Consider the following 19,975-nt stretch of genomic DNA (forward strand, 5'->3'; position numbering starts at 1 on the left):
CCCTCTATTCATTCCATGTTAATGCTTCTTTAATAATCCTTGCTTGGTCTTTACGATGCACATTTGGATCTCCTTCAGCTGGACTAGACCTTCTTCGTCTGCCAATATAATTTATGGAAATAGAATCAGGTACAATTTTTTTTATTCGTGGCTCCAGAAAACTCCATGCTCCCATATTCATCGGTTCTTCCTGCACCCAAGCAACTTCTTTTGCATTCGGATACCGAGAAAAAATAGCTCTTAAATTATTCTCCGGAAAAGGATATATTTCCTCTACCCTTACAATATGAATTTCTTCCATAATAGGCTGCTCTTTTATTGCTTGATGCAAATCAATCGCCATTTTACCTGTCGCTAATAGGATTCGTTTCACAGCATTCACGTTTTTACCCAAGTTTTTTTCTTCGATAACAGATTGGAAGATGCCTTCACTTAATTCTAACCCATTTGATGCTACCTCTGCATTTCTGAGAAGGCTTTTTGGTGTCATAATAATAAGTGGTCTAACTTCTTCTTTGTTTAAAATGGCAGCTTGGCGGCGCAATATATGAAAATATTGTGCAGAGCTCGATAGATTAGCTACTGTCCAGTTATTTTCCGAAGCTAATATTAAAAACCTCTCCAAACGGCCGCTGGAATGCTCTGGACCTTGCCCTTCATACCCATGTGGCAGCAGTATTACTAATCCTGATTTTTGTCCCCATTTTGCTCTTCCTGCTGCAATAAACTGATCAAATATTACTTGTGCAGCATTGGCAAAATCTCCATATTGAGCTTCCCATAAAACTAATGTTTCAGGAGCAAATACATTATAACCATATTCAAACCCTAATACAGACCCTTCTGAAAGCGGACTGTTATGTACAGCAAAGGATGCTTTCGCTGATGATAAAGTGTGCAGGGGCGAATAAGAAGTTCCTGTAACATGATCATGCAAAATAATATTTCGCTGTGCAAAAGTACCTCTTTGTGAATCTTGACCCGATAAACGGATTGGCGTGCCATCTTGTAAAATACTAGCAAACGCTAATGTTTCAGCTAACCCCCAGTCAATCTTCCCGTTTCCTTCTAGTGCATCTTCTCTTCTGTTTAGAATTTTTCCCAGCTTTTCAAAAATTTGAAATGGTGCCGGAAAATGCAGCAATTCCTTGTTTATTTGTTTTAATTTTTCTAAAGGCACTGCCGTTTGTATGATTGGGAGCACTTTCTCTACCGAATTAGGCGGATTCGTAATCGTCGCTTCCTCTTTTTTCTTTGGTACTAATTCATAAGCCTTTTGAAGTTTTGCTAGTACTTCCTCTTTTATCGTCTTTGCTTCTTGTTCTGTTAAAACTGCTTCCATTTGCAGCTTCTGCTGGTATCTTTTTGTTACGGTTGGATGCGCTTGGATCAATTTATACATTAAAGGATTAGTCGTCATCGGCTCATCCATTTCATTATGACCATATCGTCTATAGCCAACCAAATCAATTAAAAAATCCTTTTTAAATGTTGCTCGATATTCACAAGCTAATAATGCAGCTTTTAAACACGCTTCAGGGTCATCTGCATTCACATGTATAATTGGAATTTCAAAGCCTTTTGCTAGATCACTTGCATATCTTGTAGAACGGGAATCCATTGATTCAGTAGTAAAACCAATTGTATTATTTGCAATAATATGAATGGTTCCGCCAGTCCGATATCCTTTTAATCCTGTTAAATTCAATGTTTCTGCTACAATTCCCTGTCCAGGAAATGCAGCATCTCCATGTATCAATATTGCTTGTGAAGAATTGGAATTTTCAACTGGAAAGCCAACAGAACTACGATCATCTTGGGAAGCTCTTGTAAAACCTTCCACAACAGCACCTACAAATTCTAAATGACTCGGATTATTCGCAAGAGACAAGCGAACTTTTGATGTACTGCTGCTTTTTATTTGGCGATTTAAGCCTAAATGATATTTAACATCTCCTGTCCATCCAAAGCTAATCCCTATGGAGCCTTCTGATGGGACAAGCTTTTTGTTCGGTGCGTGCTGAAATTCAGAAAAAATCATTTCATACGGTTTTTCTAGAACATGCGCTAATACATTTAACCTCCCGCGATGAGCCATTCCAATATTGATGCTTTTGGCTCCATTAACAACAGACTGCGAAATGATTTCATCTAGCATTGGCACCATTGTATCTAGACCTTCAATGGAGAAACGCTTTTGTCCAACATATGTCTTATGTAAGAAATTCTCAAATTCTTCTACTTCTATTAGTCTTTTAAATAATTTTTTCTTTAAATGTGTACCACAATCGGATTGAAGACTGCCAGATTCTACTTTTTTCTGCAGCCAGTTTTTCTCATTAAGATCATTGACATGATAAAATTCAAATGCAATCGTATTAGAGTAAACTTCTTTTAAATAATTTATGGCTTCATAGCCAGTTTTTATATTAGGTGGTGCGTCGGGACATATTAATGTGGCAGAAATATTGTCTAAATCTGCTTTTGATAACTGATAACGTGAAAGCTCAAAGATCTCATACTCTCTTTCATGATCCTTTAATGGATAAATATCTGCTGCTAAGTGACCATAAGCTCTTATTTTATTAACTAATGTTACTGCAGCAATAATTTTCTCCATTTGAAGGTGATTAACCAGATTGCTTGATGAAGTCGATGACTCTTGCGTTTCAGAAGGAGCACCCCACTGATCAAAATGAAGACGCATCTCCTCATCCACAGAATCAGGGTTTTCTACATACATTTCGTATAGTTCTATTGCAAGCGCAAGGTTTGGCCCGTAAAATTTGGGTTGGCTTAAGTCCATACCATTATTTTGCTTTCCCATGAAATTCCCTCCACCACTATTAGATTCATTTCTTATTCCCTAATACCCTCTAATTTACACTAACTTTGTGGTAATTCCAAAAATAAAACGTTTACATTTTTTATTTTATCATGCATATTTACACGCTACAAAAGTTTTATACTTATTAATAGTAAAAAAAGTGTTTAATTCATATGAGTAGATATTTTTATCCACACTGTTATGTACTAAATGAATATGCAGCACCCCCTAAATGAATGTCCAATTACGAGAAATAAAGAATCACCTATTTATTCACCTACAGAATGTTAAATAAGAAGCACTCTAGCTGAGTCACCAGAGTGTTTCTTATCTTTTGAAAAAATAGTCGTCAAACTGGGAATAGTACACTTACTTTTGTACCGATTCCTTCTTTGCTTTCAATTCCTATTTCTCCATCATAGTATTCAACTATTTTCTTCGCTATAGCAAGTCCCAGCCCAGAACCACCCTGCTCTCTGCTTCTTGCTTTATCGACCCGATAAAATCGATCAAACACTTTGGTTAATTCTTGTTTCGGTATTCCTATACCATTATCTGAAATCATTAATACAAACTGTTTATCACGCTCTACTGTTTCAATCGTTATTTCTTTATTAACTGTCGAGTATTTTATGGCATTATCCAATAGTATTGTAAGAATTTGTTGAAAATGCTGCTCTGTCACTCCAAATAAATTATTCGATTCTATCTTTTCAATAAACCTAAAGTCTTCATGCAGCATATGAAAATCTTTCACGGTATGGCAAATCATCTCTTCTACTTTTTCAGGTAAAATCATGCTGCCTGTCCGATTATGATCAAGTTTTGATAAATTCAACAAGGAAAGTACTAACTTTTTCAACTTGGCTACCTCTTCTACAGACGCTTGCAAAGACTCTTCTAAAATTTCAGGATTATTTTTTCCCCAACGATTTAGCATCGATAAATGTCCTTCTAATATAGAGATAGGAGTGCGCAGCTCATGTGAAGCATCTTCAATAAATTGCTTTTGCTGGTGAAATGAACCATCAATTCGATCCATCATTTCATTAAATATCGTCGAAAGCTCAGATATTTCATCTTTTTGTGCATATACAGGAATTCTTTCTTTAAAACCAGCGCTTTTAATCTTATTCATTGTTTTTGTAATAATATTTAATGGCTTTAATAGTTTAGAAGCTAGAAAATAACCGATAGCTGCACTAATAAGAATCGTTGCTACAGCAAATAACATCATAGCAAAAGCTAAATGTTTTCTTACTAAATCATACGAATCCAGCAATCGGATAATTTCTACTTTTCCCGAAAAATTTTCACCTTTGATGTTTTGGCTATATACCAATGATTTTTGTTTTCCTATTGTGACATAACTGATTTCCTTATTACCTAGCATTATATTCGGTTCTGTTATAGGAAACTCTCCATTTTGTTGAGCGATAACTACATTACCTTTTTGATCGATAACACGAATAAGCTGATTTTTTGTGTTTATTTTCTCAACAAACAGAAAACCAGAACGAATCTTTTCTTTAGAAAGTGATCCAGAAGCTGAATGAAAGTTCTTTAATACCTCATTCATCGTTTGCTTTACCGAAATTTCTTCTTGTTTCATTAACCAGGAAGAGACAGTATGGTATTCAAAAAATGTAAAAACGCTATATGTTAAAAAAATACTTGTTGACAACCATACTGTCAATTTCCATTTCCATGGCAAATGGGATATTTTTTTAAACAGATTCATCTCATCACATACCCTATTCCGCGAACTGTTTCTATATATATTTCATTTCCTGTCGAATCTAGTTTATTACGTAAATAACGAACATAAACATCAATAACATTTGTTTCTACTTCTGTTTCATATCCCCAAATTTTATTCAACAATACTTCTCTTGTAAGCACAATATTTATATTACTCATAAACATACTCAATAAATCATATTCCCGTTTCGTAAGAGCAAGAATCTGATCTCCTTTTTTGGCAATATGCGACTCCACTTCTAAAGTGATATCCTTATAAACAAGGACAGTCATTTTTGGAGGTTCAGAGCTTATTGTATCTACTCTCCTAAACAAAGCCCTTAGGCGTGCCAACAATTCTTCAATCGCAAATGGCTTTACTAAATAATCATCTGCTCCACTATCAAGACCAGAAACTTTATCCAATACACTATCTCTTGCTGTAATCATAAGAATTGGCGTTTCCTTCACTTGTCTAATTCTTCTGCATACTTCTATACCGTTTAATTCAGGAAGCATTAAATCTAACAGGATAACATCCCAACTTTCTGTCATCGCTTTATTTAAACCAGTTCTTCCATCTGAACAAACGCTTGCTTCATACCCTTCATATACTAGTTCTAATTCAATAAATCTTGCTAAATTTTTTTCGTCTTCAATTATTAAAATTCGTTTCATTTTTCACACTCACATCTTAAAATATAAGATTATTTACTGTCATTTTTTTAAACATATATTCATTATAGCATGGGTAATCGCAACCATTTGATACCCTATTAAAGAAACTGCTGTTATAGAGAAAAAACTAATGACAACAGAACGTAAAATCATCAACATTTTCTACCATCCCCTTTGTTCACCTAAATTTCCTGACACCAGTACCATCCCCTAATAGTACTTTGCATTTTAAGGCATTCCGTTTTATTCTCTTTTTGCTGTACAACACCAATTACTAAATACTACCCCTAGTATTTAAGAAATTGTTCAAAAAGTCCGGTAAAAAAGAGTTGCACTATAAACAAAAAATGTTTAGATTGCATTGTCTTTCTTTAAGCTACTCCCTTTACGGGAAAAACAAATGAAAAGAAGATTAAAAAAAAATGAGAACCTTTTTTGCATGGATAAAATCTTTCCTTTTTACGGATTATATAGGTATAGGAAGATTTGTTATTTCTAAAACTCTTTTTAAAAAACACAATACTACTTTATAAGGAGAAAAAAATGAACACTGGAAGAGCGATTGAGATTATGAACTCCGGAGATATGATAGAAGTCAGCTTTCAAGGGGAGAGTATAATTATTCAAAATGTTGATGAAAAATCAAAAACAGCGACAATCTATACAAAAATAAATCCAGATCAGGAAATGGATGTAGATGTTTACCAATTAATTGAGGAATAATAGTTGTACTAGTTTTATTTTATAGTTAGCCGCCATTCTACTTTTCTATAGATAGAACTTTTAGCTTAAATTATTCTTTAACTGGTGTATTAATAGAACAGAATACAAAGTTATATAAAAATAATATTGCTATTTTTAAAAATATATAGTAAATTTATAGAAAATTACATAGATAATTTCTTATCAAGAGAGGTAGAGGGAATGGCCCGTAGACACCTCAGCAACCTTCAGTTATACGAACTGAAAAGGTGCTAATTCCATCAAGTTTTATAAAAAACTTGAGAGATAAGGAGAATGGCCTTTTAAAACACAAGTCTTCTTCTTAACTTAAGGAAGAGGACTTTTTTATTTAAAAAAATGCGATTTCGAGCCATTTTTGAATGCAGGTATATCTTTTCCTTTCCTCTCTATGATCAGAATTATAATTGTAATCAATAAAAAATGAAATCAAATGTTGAGAATAAGAAAACGAGCAGCATTGATGAAGGAGTGTTTTTCATGTACGGAATAGAAACAAAATTAGCTCAAATTGGAAATAGAAGCGAGAATATTACAGGAACAGTAAACCCACCAGTTTACTTTTCAACAGCATTCCGCCATACTGGCATTGGAGAATCTACCGGCTATGACTATACTCGAACTGGCAACCCGACAAGAGAGATATTAGAAAATGCGATAGCCGAGCTGGAAGAAGGAGATCGGGGATTTGCTTGCAGTTCTGGTATGGCAGCAATTCAAACCATTCTTGCTCTATTTCAAAGCGGGGATGAATGGATTATCTCCAAGGACTTATATGGTGGCACTTATCGTTTATTAGAACAAGGCTTTAAAAAGTGGGGTCTTCGATGTTCGTACGTAGATACTTCTGATATAGATGAAATCCAAACAAAGATAACTGCTAATACAAAAGCATTGTTTATTGAAACACCAACAAATCCTTTAATGCAAACAGCTGATATATCAGCCGCAGCAGCTTTGGCAAAGGAAAATAATATTTTATTGATTGTTGATAATACTTTTTATACACCACTTATTCAACAGCCTATTGTCTTAGGAGCTGATATTGTCATTCATAGTGCAACAAAGTATTTAGGCGGCCATAATGATGTGCTTGCTGGATTAATTGTCGCAAAAGGCACAGAACTGTGTGATGAACTTGCCATGCACCATAATTCAGCTGGAGCAGTCCTAAGTCCCTTTGATTCATGGCTGTTAATGCGCGGTATGAAAACACTCTCCCTAAGAATGGCAAAACACGAGGAGAATGCAAAAACACTTGTTTCTTATTTAAAAGAGCATGATACCGTTCTTGATGTGCTTTATCCTGGCAGAGGCGGGATGCTTTCCTTCCGAATTAGTGAGGAGGAATTAGTTAATCCTTTCCTGCAAAATTTAAAGTTAATTTCATTTGCAGAAAGTTTAGGAGGAATTGAAAGCTTCATCACGTACCCTGCTACACAAACACACGCAGATATTCCAGAAGATATCCGTATTGCTACAGGTGTCTGTAATAAGTTATTACGTTTTTCAGTAGGAATTGAAAATGCAGAAGATTTAATAAAGGATTTAGACAAAGCATTCGCTTTAGCTAAGGGAGTTAAAGTAAGCAGCAATTAACAAAACTGCTACTCCTATGTTCGAACTTGCTGGCTTTTTATAAGCTTGATAAAACACTTCTGTTCTTCCTGAAGCATTTTAGTGAAGATGCAATGATGGCTTCTTCACTAAAATGCAGAAAATTTTGAAGAAGCATAAAAAAAGAAACATTACATTATATATAGATTTTGAGGTGTAAAAGAATGACCTTTCTAAAAAAAATGAAAAACGAAATATTAATTGCTGATGGAGCAATGGGCACCCTTCTATATTCTTACGGCAAAGACAGCTGTCAAGAAGAGCTAAACCTTTCCCACAGTGATAAAATAGAAGAAATTCACCGAGCATATATCGATGCTGGTGCAAATCTAATTCAAACAAACACATATGCAGCCAACTATTTAAAGCTGCAGCGCTACGGATTAGAAGAGTCTGTAAAAGAAATAAATAGTGCAGCAGTACGCATTGCTAAAAAGGCAGCAAATGAAGATACTTCTATTCTTGGAACAATTGGTGGAAACAGAGGAATTAAACCACAAGCCATCACGATGGAAGAAATAAAAAGAAGTTTTCGCGAGCAGCTTTATTGCCTTTTATTAGAAGGAGTTGACGGGATTCTTCTTGAAACTTTTTATGATTTAGAAGAGTTGCAAACAGTTCTTTCTATCGCAAAAAAGGAAACGGATATCCCGATTATCTCTCAAGTTTCTGTTCATGAAATTGGTATTTTGCAAAATCAGCTGTCCATTGCAGACGCATTCCACCAACTGGAAGAATTGGGTTCTGATATTGTTGGTTTAAACTGTCGACTTGGACCGCATCATATGATTGCATCATTAGAAAATGTGCCGTTATTAAAACATGCTTATTTATCCGCCTATCCTAATGCCAGTCTACCGGCTTATAATGACGGAAAATTCGAATACAAAGAAAACGCAGAATACTTTCAAAAATCTGCGCTTGAGTTTCGTAAACAAGGTGTTCGCTTATTAGGCGGATGCTGTGGTACAACACCAGAACATATTCGCGCCTTTTCTAATGCATTAAAAGACTCTCAGCCTATTGCTGAAAAAGTGATAAATACGAAAAAAGCAACCAACCGAATTATCACAGAATCACAAACAAGAGAAACAAAACCGTTAGAACAAATTGTAAAAGAAAGACCTTCTGTTATAGTAGAACTTGATCCACCAAGAAAATTAGATACAGAACGTTTCTTTACTGGTGCACAAAAGTTAAAAGATGCAGGCATTGATGCCCTGACTTTAGCAGACAATAGTTTAGCTTCTCCAAGAATTTGCAATACCGCACTTGGTTCTTTAGTAAAAAACAAAACCGGTGTTCGTCCTTTAGTGCATATTGCATGCCGTGACCGAAATCTAATTGGACTTCAATCCCATTTAATGGGGCTTCATACCCTTGGTCTACAGGATGTTTTAGCTATCACTGGCGACCCAGCGAGAGTTGGCGATTTTCCTGGTGCATCATCAGTATACGACATGTCTTCCTTTGATTTAATTTCGATGATTAAACAATTAAACGAAGGAATGTCACTATCCGGGAAAAATTTAGGGGAGAAAACAAACTTTTCTGTGGCAGCTGCTTTTAACCCGAATGTTCGCCAAGTTGACAAAGCAGTAAAACGTTTAGAAAAGAAAATAGATGCTGGAGCTGATTATTTTATTACACAGCCTGTTTATTCAGAGGAGAAAATAATCGAACTTTATGAAGCGACTAAACATATTAAAGCACCTATTTATGTCGGGCTGATGCCATTAATCAGCAGCAATAATGCAGAATTCTTGCATAATGAAGTACCAGGCATCAAAATCGCTGATTCTATTCGACAAACGATGAATACGTATAAAGACAACCCTATTCAAGCATGCAAGGAAGGGATAAAAATAACCAAATCTTTAATAGATGTTGCCTCACAATATTTTAATGGCATTTATTTGATAACACCTTTTTTACGATATGAATTATCAGTTGAACTCGCACTATACACACATGAATTAACTGCACACTTAAGGAGGACAACAGATGAGAAAAGCATCATTAAAGGATGAGTTAAAAAAACGAATCCTGATCATGGACGGTGCAATGGGGACCATGCTACAGCAAGCAGATTTAACCGCTGAAGATTTTGGTGGAGAGGATTTAGATGGCTGTAATGAAAATTTAAACTTCACTCGCCCTGATGTTATTGCAAGAATACATGAAGAATACTTAGCTGCAGGAGCCGATATTATTGAAACAAATACATTTGGCGCAACGAGCATTGTTCTAGATGAATACAAGCTTGCCGATACTGCATATGAAAATAACGTGGCGGCAGCTAAAATTGCAAAAGAAGCAGTCGACAAATTCTCAACAGCTGAGTGGCCAAGATATGTTGCTGGCTCTATGGGACCAACAACGAAAACACTAAGTGTAACTGGCGGAACTACTTTTGAGGAGCTTATCTCTTCCTATGAAGAACAAGCAAGAGGATTGATTGACGGGGGAGTAGATTTGCTATTGCTTGAGACAAGCCAAGACATGCTGAATGTAAAGGCTGGTTTTATTGGCATAAAAAATGCTTTTGCAAAAACAAATATAGAAATCCCTTTAATGATATCAGGAACCATTGAACCAATGGGAACAACACTTGCTGGCCAGCCGATTGAAGCATTTTATATCTCGGTAGAACATATGAATCCTATTGCAATTGGCTTAAACTGTGCTACCGGCCCAGAATTTATGCAAGATCATATTCGTTCTTTATCCAACTTATCCCAGTTCGCTGTCAGCTGTTACCCAAATGCTGGTTTGCCGGATGAAGAAGGTCAATACCATGAAACCCCTCTCTCCCTTGCTGAGAAATTAGCTGGTTTTGCGAAGGAAGGATGGCTTAATATTGTAGGCGGATGCTGCGGAACTACTCCTGACCATATAAAAGCAATGGCAGATAAAATGAAAGAGTATGCGCCAAGGCAGTCATCTACATTAGACGTTCATATGGTTTCAGGAATTGAACCATTTATTTACGATGATCCTACCCTTCGTCCGATAATGGTCGGCGAAAGAACAAATGTTATTGGATCAAGAAAGTTTAAGCGCCTTATTAGTGAAGGAAAATATGAAGAAGCATCCGAAGTTGCTCGTGCACAAGTTAAAGGCGGAGCGCATGTTATTGATATTTGTTTAGCAGATCCGGACAGAGACGAAATTCAAGATATGGAATCATTTATGAATGAAGTTGGAAAAAAAATAAAAGTTCCTCTTGTTATTGACTCAACCGATGAAAAAGTTATTGAAAAAGCCCTCTCCTATTCTCAAGGGAAAGCTATCATTAACAGTATTAACTTAGAAGACGGTGAAGAACGATTTGAAGCAATCCTGCCGATTGTCCACCAATATGGAGCAGCAGTAGTAGTCGGGACGATTGATGAAAAAGGAATGGGTGTTACCGCCGAGAAAAAACTAGAAATTGCTAAACGTTCTTATGATTTATTAACCAAAAAATATAATCTAAAAGGCAGTGACATCATTTTTGACCCTCTTGTTTTCCCTGTGGGTACTGGTGATGAACAATATATTGGTTCAGCTAAAGCTACGGTTGAAGGAATTAAGTTAATTAAGGAAGCTTGCCCAGATGTTCAAACAATACTCGGTATAAGCAATGTATCCTTTGGACTGCCTCCTGTCGGCAGAGAAGTGCTAAACAGTGTCTTTTTGTATCATTGTACACAAGCAGGTTTGGATTATGCGATCGTAAATACAGAAAAGCTTGAAAGATTCGCTTCTATTAACAAAGACGAAGTACAGCTTGCCGAAACATTATTATTTGAAACAACGGATAAATCTCTAGCAGAATTTACTAACTTTTATCGCGGAAAGAAAAAAGAACAAAAAAACACCTTGCCTGATATGACATTAGATGAAAGATTGGCATATTATATCGTGGAAGGCACAAAAGAAGGTCTTGCAGCTGATTTAGAACTTGCTTTAATTAATTACAGCGCGCCCCTCGATATTATAAACGGTCCTCTAATGGACGGTATGAAAGAAGTAGGCAAACTATTTAATGATAACCAATTAATTGTAGCGGAAGTGTTGCAAAGTGCTGAAGTCATGAAAGCAGCCGTTTCCCACTTAGAACCACATATGGAAAAAAACGAGACAAGTTCAACGAAAGGAAAAATCATCTTAGCTACCGTTAAGGGAGACGTACATGATATCGGCAAAAATTTAGTAGATATCATATTAAGCAATAATGGTTTTGACGTAGTCGACCTTGGGATTAAAGTCCCTCCTGCTGAACTTGTTGCTGCAATCAAAAAAGAAAAACCAGACATGGTCGGACTATCAGGTTTATTAGTTAAATCTGCACAGCAGATGGTCATTACAGCATCTGATATGAAGCAGGCAGGAATCGACATTCCTATTTTAGTAGGCGGTGCTGCTTTATCAAGAAAGTTTACTGATACAAAAATTTCAAATGAATACAACGGAATTGTCCTTTATGCAAAAGATGCGATGAATGGTTTGTCTATTGCCAATCAATTATCAGATCCTGCTGAACATGGTCAGCTAAAAAAAGAGCATGAAGAGAGATTGGAAAAAATCAAGGCGAATGCAGCAAGTGTCGCTGTAAAAACAATTAAAAAGCCAACTAAAATCACCAAAACTGTTGACCAAAACGTTCCTGTTCTCATTCCACAGGATACAAAAAGACATATATTAACAAGTTATTCTTTAGCACATATAAAACCATATATTAATAAACAAATGCTTTTAGGCCATCATTTAGGCGTAAAAGGAAAAATAGACAGACTTCTTGCAGAAAAAGATGAAAAAATCGTCAAACTTAATGAAACGGTAGAAAATCTCCTGCTGCAAGCAGAAAAAAATGATTGGATAAATCCACAAGGTGTTTATCAGTTCTTCCCTGCTCAGTCTGAAGGGAATAAAGTCCTTATCTATCATCCAGAAAATCAAAAAGATGTACTGCAAGTTTTTGATTTTCCTAGACAAGAAAAGGCACCATTCTTATGTCTTGCTGATTATGTTAAACCGGTAGAAAGTGGAATAATGGATTATGTGGCATTTTTTGCTGTAACATCAGGCAATAAAATTAGAGCTGCTTCCGAATTACTAAAAGCTGACGGCAAGTTTTTAGAATCTCATGCTCTTCAATCACTTGGGTTAGAGGTTGCAGAGGGATTTGCAGAATTAATTCACCGTCAAATAAGAGATCGCTGGGGATTCCCTGATCCAACTGATTTTACGATGAAGGATCGTTTTTCTGCTAAATACCAAGGACAACGCTATTCCTTTGGCTACCCTGCTTGCCCTGAGTTGGAGGATCAAAGAAAATTATTTGATTTGATTGCCCCAGACAATATTGGCATTCATTTAACTGAAGAATGTATGATGGAACCAGAAGCATCTGTTTCTGCGATGGTGTTTTCACATCCAGAAGCTAGATACTTTAATGTTCTGACAAGCCCATTATTATAATGTCGCAGGAAAAAATCCTATTAGTCCGCAAATAAAGAAGTTTATTTTTTATTTTGCGACATAGGATTTTTTCCTTATTTTTATGTCTAATACTGTTTTTTATGGTATGATATATTCCAAAAATTACATCTTTAAAGAGGGATAAACATGATTAATCAATTAACAGCAAAAGATCATTCTATTGTTCTGTCTTTTTTACAAAAGGAACCGTCTATCAATCTTTTTATTCTTGGTGATATTGAGGCATTTGGATATGAGACATCTTTTCAAAAACTTTGGGGAGAATGGAAAAACAACAACCTAAAAGCTGTCCTTCTTCAATATTATGACAGCTTTATTTTTTATGCAGAGGAAGCAAGCAGTTTTGATGTACACGGGTTTGCTCGTATCTTACAATCTACTACAATGCCTGTTAAATTATCAGGAAGGTCAGAGCTAGTAGAACAATTTGAACATATCCCTGGTTTGATTCTTTCTAGCAAATCTGTCACTTTTTTTTCAGAATGCAGCAGTATGGATTCTCTGCCTTCTTCCGATAAAACCATTAAGGAAGCAGCCATTCAAGATGTTGATCGTATCATCTCCTTACGAAAAACCATTAAAGAATTTAAGTTAAGTCCCAATAGTCATGACATGTTAAAAAAAGCTATACAAACTAAAACCGGAAGAACGTATTATATCGAAAATCAACAGCAAGAAATCATAGCCTGTGTATCTACTACTGCTGAAACTAGCCTTTCCGCTATGATTGTAGGTGTGTGCACTCGACCTGATTCCCGCAACCATGGATTGGCCAGCAGTCTTCTCACATTATTAGTTGATACACTACTACAGGAAAAACAAACAGTTTGCTTGTTTTATGATAATCCCATAGCAGGAAAATTATATAAAAAACTTGGGTTTATTGATATAGGAAACTGGACAATGTACCGTTAATAAAAACATTTGGAAGCCTAATGTAATGATCCTCTAGCAAAAATAAGCCAAACACGGCAGGCTTTGCTTCCTGCCATGTTTGGCTTATTACTTATAACTACTGTTTGCACAAAAAGGAAATCCTCTAATTGAAGATTAGCAGAAAACTTAACGAATAATGGAGGTAATATCCATAAAAGGCGATATCACCTTCTCTATTCTCTTCCAATTCTTTTCTTTTTCGTCAATCCCTATTATTTTATATTCTTTTTCGACTGTTTTTAATGTAACTGTCCACTTATTTAACGGTTCATCTAGCTCATTTGAAGTTAAATCCCATATTTTTAATTTATAGATTTCTTTTTTTAAGGATAAAAAATCGTTCCCTATCACTATATTTCCACCAGATGAAGATTTTTGTTTTGGAGCACGATGCCATTCCTGAAAAATATACGTCTCTTGTATAAAATCAATAATAAATTTATACCAGTTATTTGTCTGCTCTTGAAACTCAATTACTAATTGTGTTATTTGTTTTTCAGGAAGAATGGAAACTACATTGTTTTCTACAAGGAATAAATCTTTTTTTCTTGATATGGCTGATTTAATGGATGAAAGCTGTACATATGCATTTTCGTTAAAACCATCACTACAATCGTTGTTTAATTCATCATAAATAGAAGAAATAGTTGCTGGCCCTTTTCTTTCTAATATGTCTAATATCTTTTCATACATGCTCATCAGAGAACCCCCGTCATCGTCAATCTTTTCTAGCTTCATCTATTTATACCTTATACATTAATATATCAAAATAATCCTATATTTCATAGAATAATAGGATTGGGAAAGTTCTTTATCCATTTTCACAAAAACTCCATAAAAAGGGAAGATGGAACTCCTTTTTTTATGGAGTTGCTCTTTTCTTCAGTAATGATTTGTTTTCTCAAAAATGGTGCTTTACTGCTGTGCTTTTATATTGGTTAGTAACAGTAATTCTTGATAAATAATCTTACTCATTTCTTGATAGCCATTGGAATTTAAATGAATTCCATCATCACTTATAAAATCTGTCCATTCACCAGCCTTTTTCAGTGCTGATCGAACATCAATCGACGGAATATTTAATTGCTGAATTAACTTTTTTAATTGTAGATTATACAAACCATGCCAGTGTTCAATCCCACCGCAACTGCTGACCCAATGACCTATCGTATTCCCATATCTGCTTGCGATAAATTGATAATATCGAACAGGATCTAATGGCGGCAGAGTCAATAAAATGGGCTTGATATTCGATTCTTTCACTTGTAATATAATGTTCTTTATATTATCAATATAATCAGCAATTGGTACAATTGGTTCATGATTTTCCTCAGGGAACTTGGCAACCTCGTCCCATTTAAAGTTACAATCATTCCCACCAATTCCGATTAGTACATAATTTGGTTTTTCAGAAATAACATCTTTATTTAATCGTTCCACTAATAAAGCAGAATTGTCATTAAATACGCCTCTATTAATAATTTCCATTTCCTCTATTTTATTTGCGGAAAAAAACTTTTGTAAAAAGGCTGGATAATTATCCTTTAGAATTCTTACCCTTCCCTTCATAAAGGAAACTCCCCGTGTTAAACTATCTCCAAAACAAACAATTTTCATTTTACCCCTTCTTTTTAAAAATCTCGTTTTTTATAATTTAACTATTTATTCCTTTTATTATACCAGTATTATGCAGTAAACAGAACAAATCTGATTTCCCTTCTATTTATTGACAATTTCCTTCCATTCTAATGTTGTTTCTTGAAAACCAAACTTCTTATATACATAATGTGCAGCATAATTATCATTTGTGACAACTAAATAGAGTTCTTTATAGCCCTTTTTATAAAGTGAGTGCATACTATGAGCAAGAAGCTGAGAGAATATACCTTGTCGTTTATATTCCGGCAATGTAACCGCATAAATTAATAGAGGAATATTTTGATACAATGTAATTAAGGAAGCAGACAGCATTTTCTTTTTATCCAAATAAACATACGAACTGTCAAATAAAAAAGGACCATATAGTCCTCTTAATAGCGCTTTTATTTCCTTACGATACATACATAATGTTTCATCCCGATAATCCACACTATCTTTATAGCCATGATAAAAAAGAGTGCTTAGCGGTGTAAGATCATTTTCTCTAACTTTTCTAATTTTCACAGATTCCTTTAATGAGGGATAATAACTAAGTGGACGTAATCTAATCTTCATTTTTGTTCTACTCATTATATTCCTTTCTTGCTATCTCCCCATTTATCTGCCCATACTGCAATAGAATGTATTACTTTTTCCAGCTCTTGTCCCTTTTGGGTTAAAATATATTCAATTCTTACAGGAACCTCTGGATAAACCTTTCTTTCTACAATCTCTAATTCCTCTAATTCTTTTAATCTTTCGGAAAGCAGCCGGCCACTAATCGGTAAAGAATTCTCTATATCTGTAAATCTTTTTTTCCCAGACAGCAATTGTGTAATAACCAAACCAACCCATCTTTTCCCTAACAGGTTCATTGCAGCTTCAAATTTAGGACACAGATTTTTTGCTGTTTTGTCCTTTTTTTGCTGTGTATTTTCCACGAAAACACCTCTTCACTAAATAGTCTTGCCATTATTTTAATATGTGATGATTATACATAAATGATTATTTAATATCAATGAAAATCTGCGTTTATTCATTGCTGCTAGTAAATTTATCATCACAAAAATACTTTGCTTCCTGCATGAAGTTGTTCTCTTCATCAACTGATAAACTAAATAGGTTCTGATCAATTTTTTTTTTACATATATTACATTATTCGTTTTAAATAAATTAAAAAGTGGAATAAAAGGAAATACCATCAAGAGTAAAAGAAGAAGGGGGTAAAGGAAAATGATCGTAGTATACGGATTTTTACTTCTACTATTAATAGAAGAATTAGTAGTATTAACAATCAACCGCATTATTAATGGCCCATTTAAATGGGAAACCACCATAAAAAAACTATTTATCTATTACAAAAACAAATTCAAAAAAGAGACAAAAGCTGCTTAGTATAATGATAAGAGGCTAAAGACATAACGAAATAGATAATAGGTAAAGACGAACATGCTCTAATTTAGCACGTAAATGGTTACTTCTCTATACTGGTTATTTATGTTTTTTAATAGAGTTAACTCAAACTTCGCAGTTATAAATTCTTCTTCATGTATTGCTATAACTTGGTTTAGAGCAATTAGAAAAGGATGATTGATTAATCTTTTGGGTGTTTTTGTGCAAACATTTTTCCTTATAAATAGGGGCAATATTCTCGTTTCAGGATGCTCGCTTTCCGTGGGGCTCGCGCTGATCCCACAGGAGTCTCGCATATCCGCTCCAACCAAGCCGTTTTGCTCCATTAGTTGCTGTCGTTGAACTGGTGAAAACAACCATCTTATAGAAATAGACTAAAAGTGCACATTTCGGGAGAACAATGTTGAATAATAACAAAAAAAACACTCCTATGGTTTAGCAATCCTACCTTGTAATAAAATTCGAAGACCAGAACTTATTCTAAAACAGGTTGCTTGTAACGAAGGGTGCGAAGACTCCTGCGGGAAATGTGGGAAGGCTGAGACCCCGCAAGGCAACGCCGAGGAGGCTCAGATCCCACCCCGCGGAAAGCGAAGTGTATTCAAGCTGCGGATAATTATGAATAAAAAACCCAAAACATGATACGGAATAATTTTTACATCTTCGTATCATGGTTCGGGTTTATCTTCGGCTGGTATACTTATGTCCCAGTTACTTTAAAAAGATTATTTAAAAGTTCGGTAAAAATAACACATCGAATTTCATCGTTTGCCTATCTTTCGCTTCGCACGTATCTAACTAGAGGAAACTCAACTAAAAACATTCACATCCTGTGGAGGCAATACTCAAAATGAAGCAATCAATCAAAACTATTTAATGAATGAACAGCTAATAGTTGTATGGTCATATCATCCATGGGGGGATTATGTAAACCTGCACGCACATCACGATATAATCGTTGGAGCGGATTTTTAGCAGACAAGCTTTGAGCTCCAACAATCCTCATTGCAAGATCTACTACTTCTATTGCCGTATTGGTTATTGATAATTTTACTGCATTTAATTCTGGCAGCATAAACTCTTTTTCCTCTTCGTCTGCATCATCAGATTTTTTGCTTACAGAATATAAGAAATGTTTTGCTTGCTGCATTTTCAACTCCATTTCACCAATTTTCGTGCGGACATTTGGCAAATCACTAATGGTTCCTGTAATACTATTAGGTGAATATTTTTTTGCAAATAATACAGCTTCTTTTTGAGCTGCCCCTGCAATGCCAAGATAGCATGCTGGAATATGTAATAACCATGGATTTATTTTCTTATTTTTCTTGATATCTTCTACATAAAAGGATTCTTCTATTATTACGTTTTCAAAATAAACATGGTTGCTGCCAGTTCCTTTAAGTGCGATGCTATCCCATGTTTCTTCTACTCTTATGCCTTTCGTTTCTTTTGGTATTAAAAAGTTTCCAATCTCTTCTGTATTTTTTATAGATGCTGACACAATAAAATAGTCTAACACAGGCGACATAGTAGTAAATGATTTAAGCCCATTAATAACCCAATTTTCGCCTTTTTTTTCAGCCGTTGTTTGTGGTTTTCCTCCTCTTGTTGGGCTGCCTGTTTGTGGTTCAGATGCTGCTGCATTTATTAACGCACCATTAGTAAGGCGATCATATAATGATTTTAATAAATTAGGATCCCAATGACGCTCCTCCATATTTCTAGCAGTCCCCATATGCCAACCGATCGATAAGGCTGTAGCACCATCATATTGAGCGATTTTTTCTTGCAATCTTACTAGTTCATAAACAGAAATTTCCTGTCCACCATATTTTTTAGGAATCGTTAAGGCAGTATAACCAGTATTTTGCAAATCTGCTATATTGTCGTAAACAAATAGCCCTTTTTCGTCTATTTCAGCAGCTCTTTCTTTAAATGGTGCTGCTACGGTCGCTATTGCTTCTAAACGTTCATCTAATGATGACAATTCTACTAAATTTACATTCATTCTTTCCTCTACCTTTCTTAATTAAAAATAGCTGTTTTTGTACAAGTAAGTTGATTTCCGTACCAGCATGCTCGCTTTCCGCAGGGCTTTTCTCGTAGCTTCCTCGGCCAAAAGACTTGCGGAACCTCAACAGCTGCCCAGATGCTTTAAGCAGATGTCCCGCATCTTTGACTCCAATCAACTAGGTTTTACAATGATTTTTACTAAACAAACTATTAAAAAAGAACAATTATCCATAAAATAGATTTATAAATCTAGGTTACTTTTTCTGTTAGCTGTAATTTTTATTGTGATTCGATGGAATAGTCAAAGTAAACCATATCTTTAGCAAGTATGCCATTCTCAACAATGCTATTTGGATACTGTAAAAAATAATTTCTCACTATTTTGTAAAACCGAAATTGACATTTTTGATAAAATAATATATTTTCCAGACTGGAATTTGCTGTTCCTACAATTACTTTTTGCATCCCTTCTTCTTTTGCTTTTTTTAAAATTTGTTCAATACTTAGTTTTCCATACCCTTTATGCCTGTACGATTCCTGGATAGCAAAATTTTTTATTTCTAAACAGCTGCCATCCATAAGAAGCACTTGCATAATTCCAATTGTATCATTTTTTTCATTCAAAATTGTAAACAAGCTCCCCTTATGTATATATTGCAATACTATTTCTTCGCATTCATCAGCCATTAAAAAGAATGGCATATACTTTAATCTATTTTCTTCTGCTACTTCTAGTAGTTGAACAATCATGTATTTCTCCTCCAAACATAAATGCGCGTTATACCCTATAAATAGATATAATACAAGTATCTGTATCTCTTACTGTAAATAGTTCGTTATACAAGCCATACTTCCCTCTAATATTTCCAATTAAATCTGCTT

At 35.0% G+C, this 19,975-nt stretch carries 15 protein-coding genes and 1 riboswitch; of the genes, 6 read left to right on the forward strand and 9 right to left on the reverse strand.

Annotated features, from left to right (window positions below; genetic code table 11):
- Window positions 1–4 precede the first annotated feature (4 nt).
- The 3 genes from AC5LWL_RS13335 to AC5LWL_RS13345 all read right to left on the reverse strand — a co-directional run bounded on the left by AC5LWL_RS13335 (window position 5) and on the right by AC5LWL_RS13345 (window position 5,245).
- Complete coding sequence (locus AC5LWL_RS13335) at window positions 5–2,827, reverse strand: 2-oxoglutarate dehydrogenase E1 component (protein WP_493434752.1); 2,823 nt, start codon at window positions 2,825–2,827, stop codon at window positions 5–7.
- Between the two features lie 349 nt (window positions 2,828–3,176).
- Window positions 3,177–4,568, reverse strand: coding sequence for a HAMP domain-containing sensor histidine kinase (locus AC5LWL_RS13340; RefSeq protein WP_493434753.1), 1,392 nt, complete (start codon window positions 4,566–4,568; stop codon window positions 3,177–3,179).
- A complete protein-coding gene (locus tag AC5LWL_RS13345; RefSeq protein ID WP_493434754.1) occupies window positions 4,565–5,245 on the reverse strand; it encodes a response regulator transcription factor in 681 nt (226 codons plus the stop codon). The genes AC5LWL_RS13340 and AC5LWL_RS13345 overlap by 4 nt, the downstream gene beginning before the upstream one ends.
- 543 nt (window positions 5,246–5,788) lie before the next feature.
- On the opposite strand from AC5LWL_RS13345, the gene AC5LWL_RS13350 reads away from it, so the two are divergent.
- From AC5LWL_RS13350 to AC5LWL_RS13370, 5 genes are all read left to right on the forward strand, one after another.
- The gene (locus tag AC5LWL_RS13350; RefSeq protein ID WP_493434755.1) at window positions 5,789–5,968 is read left to right on the forward strand and encodes an H-type small acid-soluble spore protein; all 180 of its coding nucleotides are present in this window, start codon (window positions 5,789–5,791) and stop codon (window positions 5,966–5,968) included.
- A 177-nt stretch (window positions 5,969–6,145) separates the two neighbouring features.
- A riboswitch (SAM riboswitch) is annotated at window positions 6,146–6,260 on the forward strand.
- Window positions 6,261–6,466: 206 nt separating this feature from the next.
- A complete protein-coding gene (locus tag AC5LWL_RS13355; RefSeq protein WP_493434756.1) occupies window positions 6,467–7,585 on the forward strand; it encodes a methionine biosynthesis PLP-dependent protein in 1,119 nt (372 codons plus the stop codon).
- Window positions 7,586–7,767: 182 nt separating this feature from the next.
- On the forward strand, window positions 7,768–9,633 hold the full coding sequence (locus tag AC5LWL_RS13360; protein ID WP_493434757.1) for a bifunctional homocysteine S-methyltransferase/methylenetetrahydrofolate reductase: 1,866 nt from the start codon (window positions 7,768–7,770) through the stop codon (window positions 9,631–9,633).
- Window positions 9,608–13,069 carry a methionine synthase gene (metH, locus tag AC5LWL_RS13365; RefSeq protein ID WP_493434758.1) on the forward strand — a complete coding sequence of 1,154 codons (3,462 nt, stop codon included), beginning with the start codon at window positions 9,608–9,610 and terminating at the stop codon, window positions 13,067–13,069. Before AC5LWL_RS13360 ends, metH begins: the two co-directional genes overlap by 26 nt.
- A gap of 147 nt (window positions 13,070–13,216) precedes the next feature.
- Window positions 13,217–14,005 carry a GNAT family N-acetyltransferase gene (locus AC5LWL_RS13370; RefSeq protein ID WP_493434759.1) on the forward strand — a complete coding sequence of 263 codons (789 nt, stop codon included), beginning with the start codon at window positions 13,217–13,219 and terminating at the stop codon, window positions 14,003–14,005.
- Window positions 14,006–14,152: 147 nt separating this feature from the next.
- Here AC5LWL_RS13370 and AC5LWL_RS13375 read toward each other — a convergent pair whose 3' ends face one another.
- The 4 genes from AC5LWL_RS13375 to AC5LWL_RS13390 all read right to left on the reverse strand — a co-directional run bounded on the left by AC5LWL_RS13375 (window position 14,153) and on the right by AC5LWL_RS13390 (window position 16,539).
- Window positions 14,153–14,725: a hypothetical protein gene (locus AC5LWL_RS13375; protein ID WP_493434760.1), complete on the reverse strand. Its 573-nt coding sequence runs from the start codon at window positions 14,723–14,725 to the stop codon at window positions 14,153–14,155.
- A gap of 216 nt (window positions 14,726–14,941) precedes the next feature.
- Window positions 14,942–15,643, reverse strand: a complete 702-nt coding sequence (locus AC5LWL_RS13380; protein WP_493434761.1) for an SGNH/GDSL hydrolase family protein — start codon at window positions 15,641–15,643, stop codon at window positions 14,942–14,944.
- Window positions 15,644–15,745: 102 nt separating this feature from the next.
- Window positions 15,746–16,240 carry a GNAT family N-acetyltransferase gene (locus tag AC5LWL_RS13385; protein ID WP_493434762.1) on the reverse strand — a complete coding sequence of 165 codons (495 nt, stop codon included), beginning with the start codon at window positions 16,238–16,240 and terminating at the stop codon, window positions 15,746–15,748.
- Between the two features lie 14 nt (window positions 16,241–16,254).
- A complete protein-coding gene (locus tag AC5LWL_RS13390; protein WP_493436611.1) occupies window positions 16,255–16,539 on the reverse strand; it encodes a winged helix-turn-helix transcriptional regulator in 285 nt (94 codons plus the stop codon).
- A 358-nt stretch (window positions 16,540–16,897) separates the two neighbouring features.
- Here AC5LWL_RS13390 and AC5LWL_RS13395 point away from each other — a divergent pair, with 358 nt between their 5' ends.
- Window positions 16,898–17,059: a hypothetical protein gene (locus AC5LWL_RS13395; RefSeq protein ID WP_493434763.1), complete on the forward strand. Its 162-nt coding sequence runs from the start codon at window positions 16,898–16,900 to the stop codon at window positions 17,057–17,059.
- Between the two features lie 877 nt (window positions 17,060–17,936).
- Here AC5LWL_RS13395 and AC5LWL_RS13400 read toward each other — a convergent pair.
- Window positions 17,937–19,088, reverse strand: a complete 1,152-nt coding sequence (locus AC5LWL_RS13400) for an acyl-CoA dehydrogenase family protein (RefSeq protein ID WP_493434764.1) — start codon at window positions 19,086–19,088, stop codon at window positions 17,937–17,939.
- A 284-nt stretch (window positions 19,089–19,372) separates the two neighbouring features.
- Window positions 19,373–19,843, reverse strand: coding sequence for a GNAT family N-acetyltransferase (locus AC5LWL_RS13405; protein WP_493434765.1), 471 nt, complete (start codon window positions 19,841–19,843; stop codon window positions 19,373–19,375).
- Between the last annotated feature and the right edge of the window lie 132 nt (window positions 19,844–19,975).

The organism is Niallia sp. WK069_GA_01 (assembly GCF_983173855.1).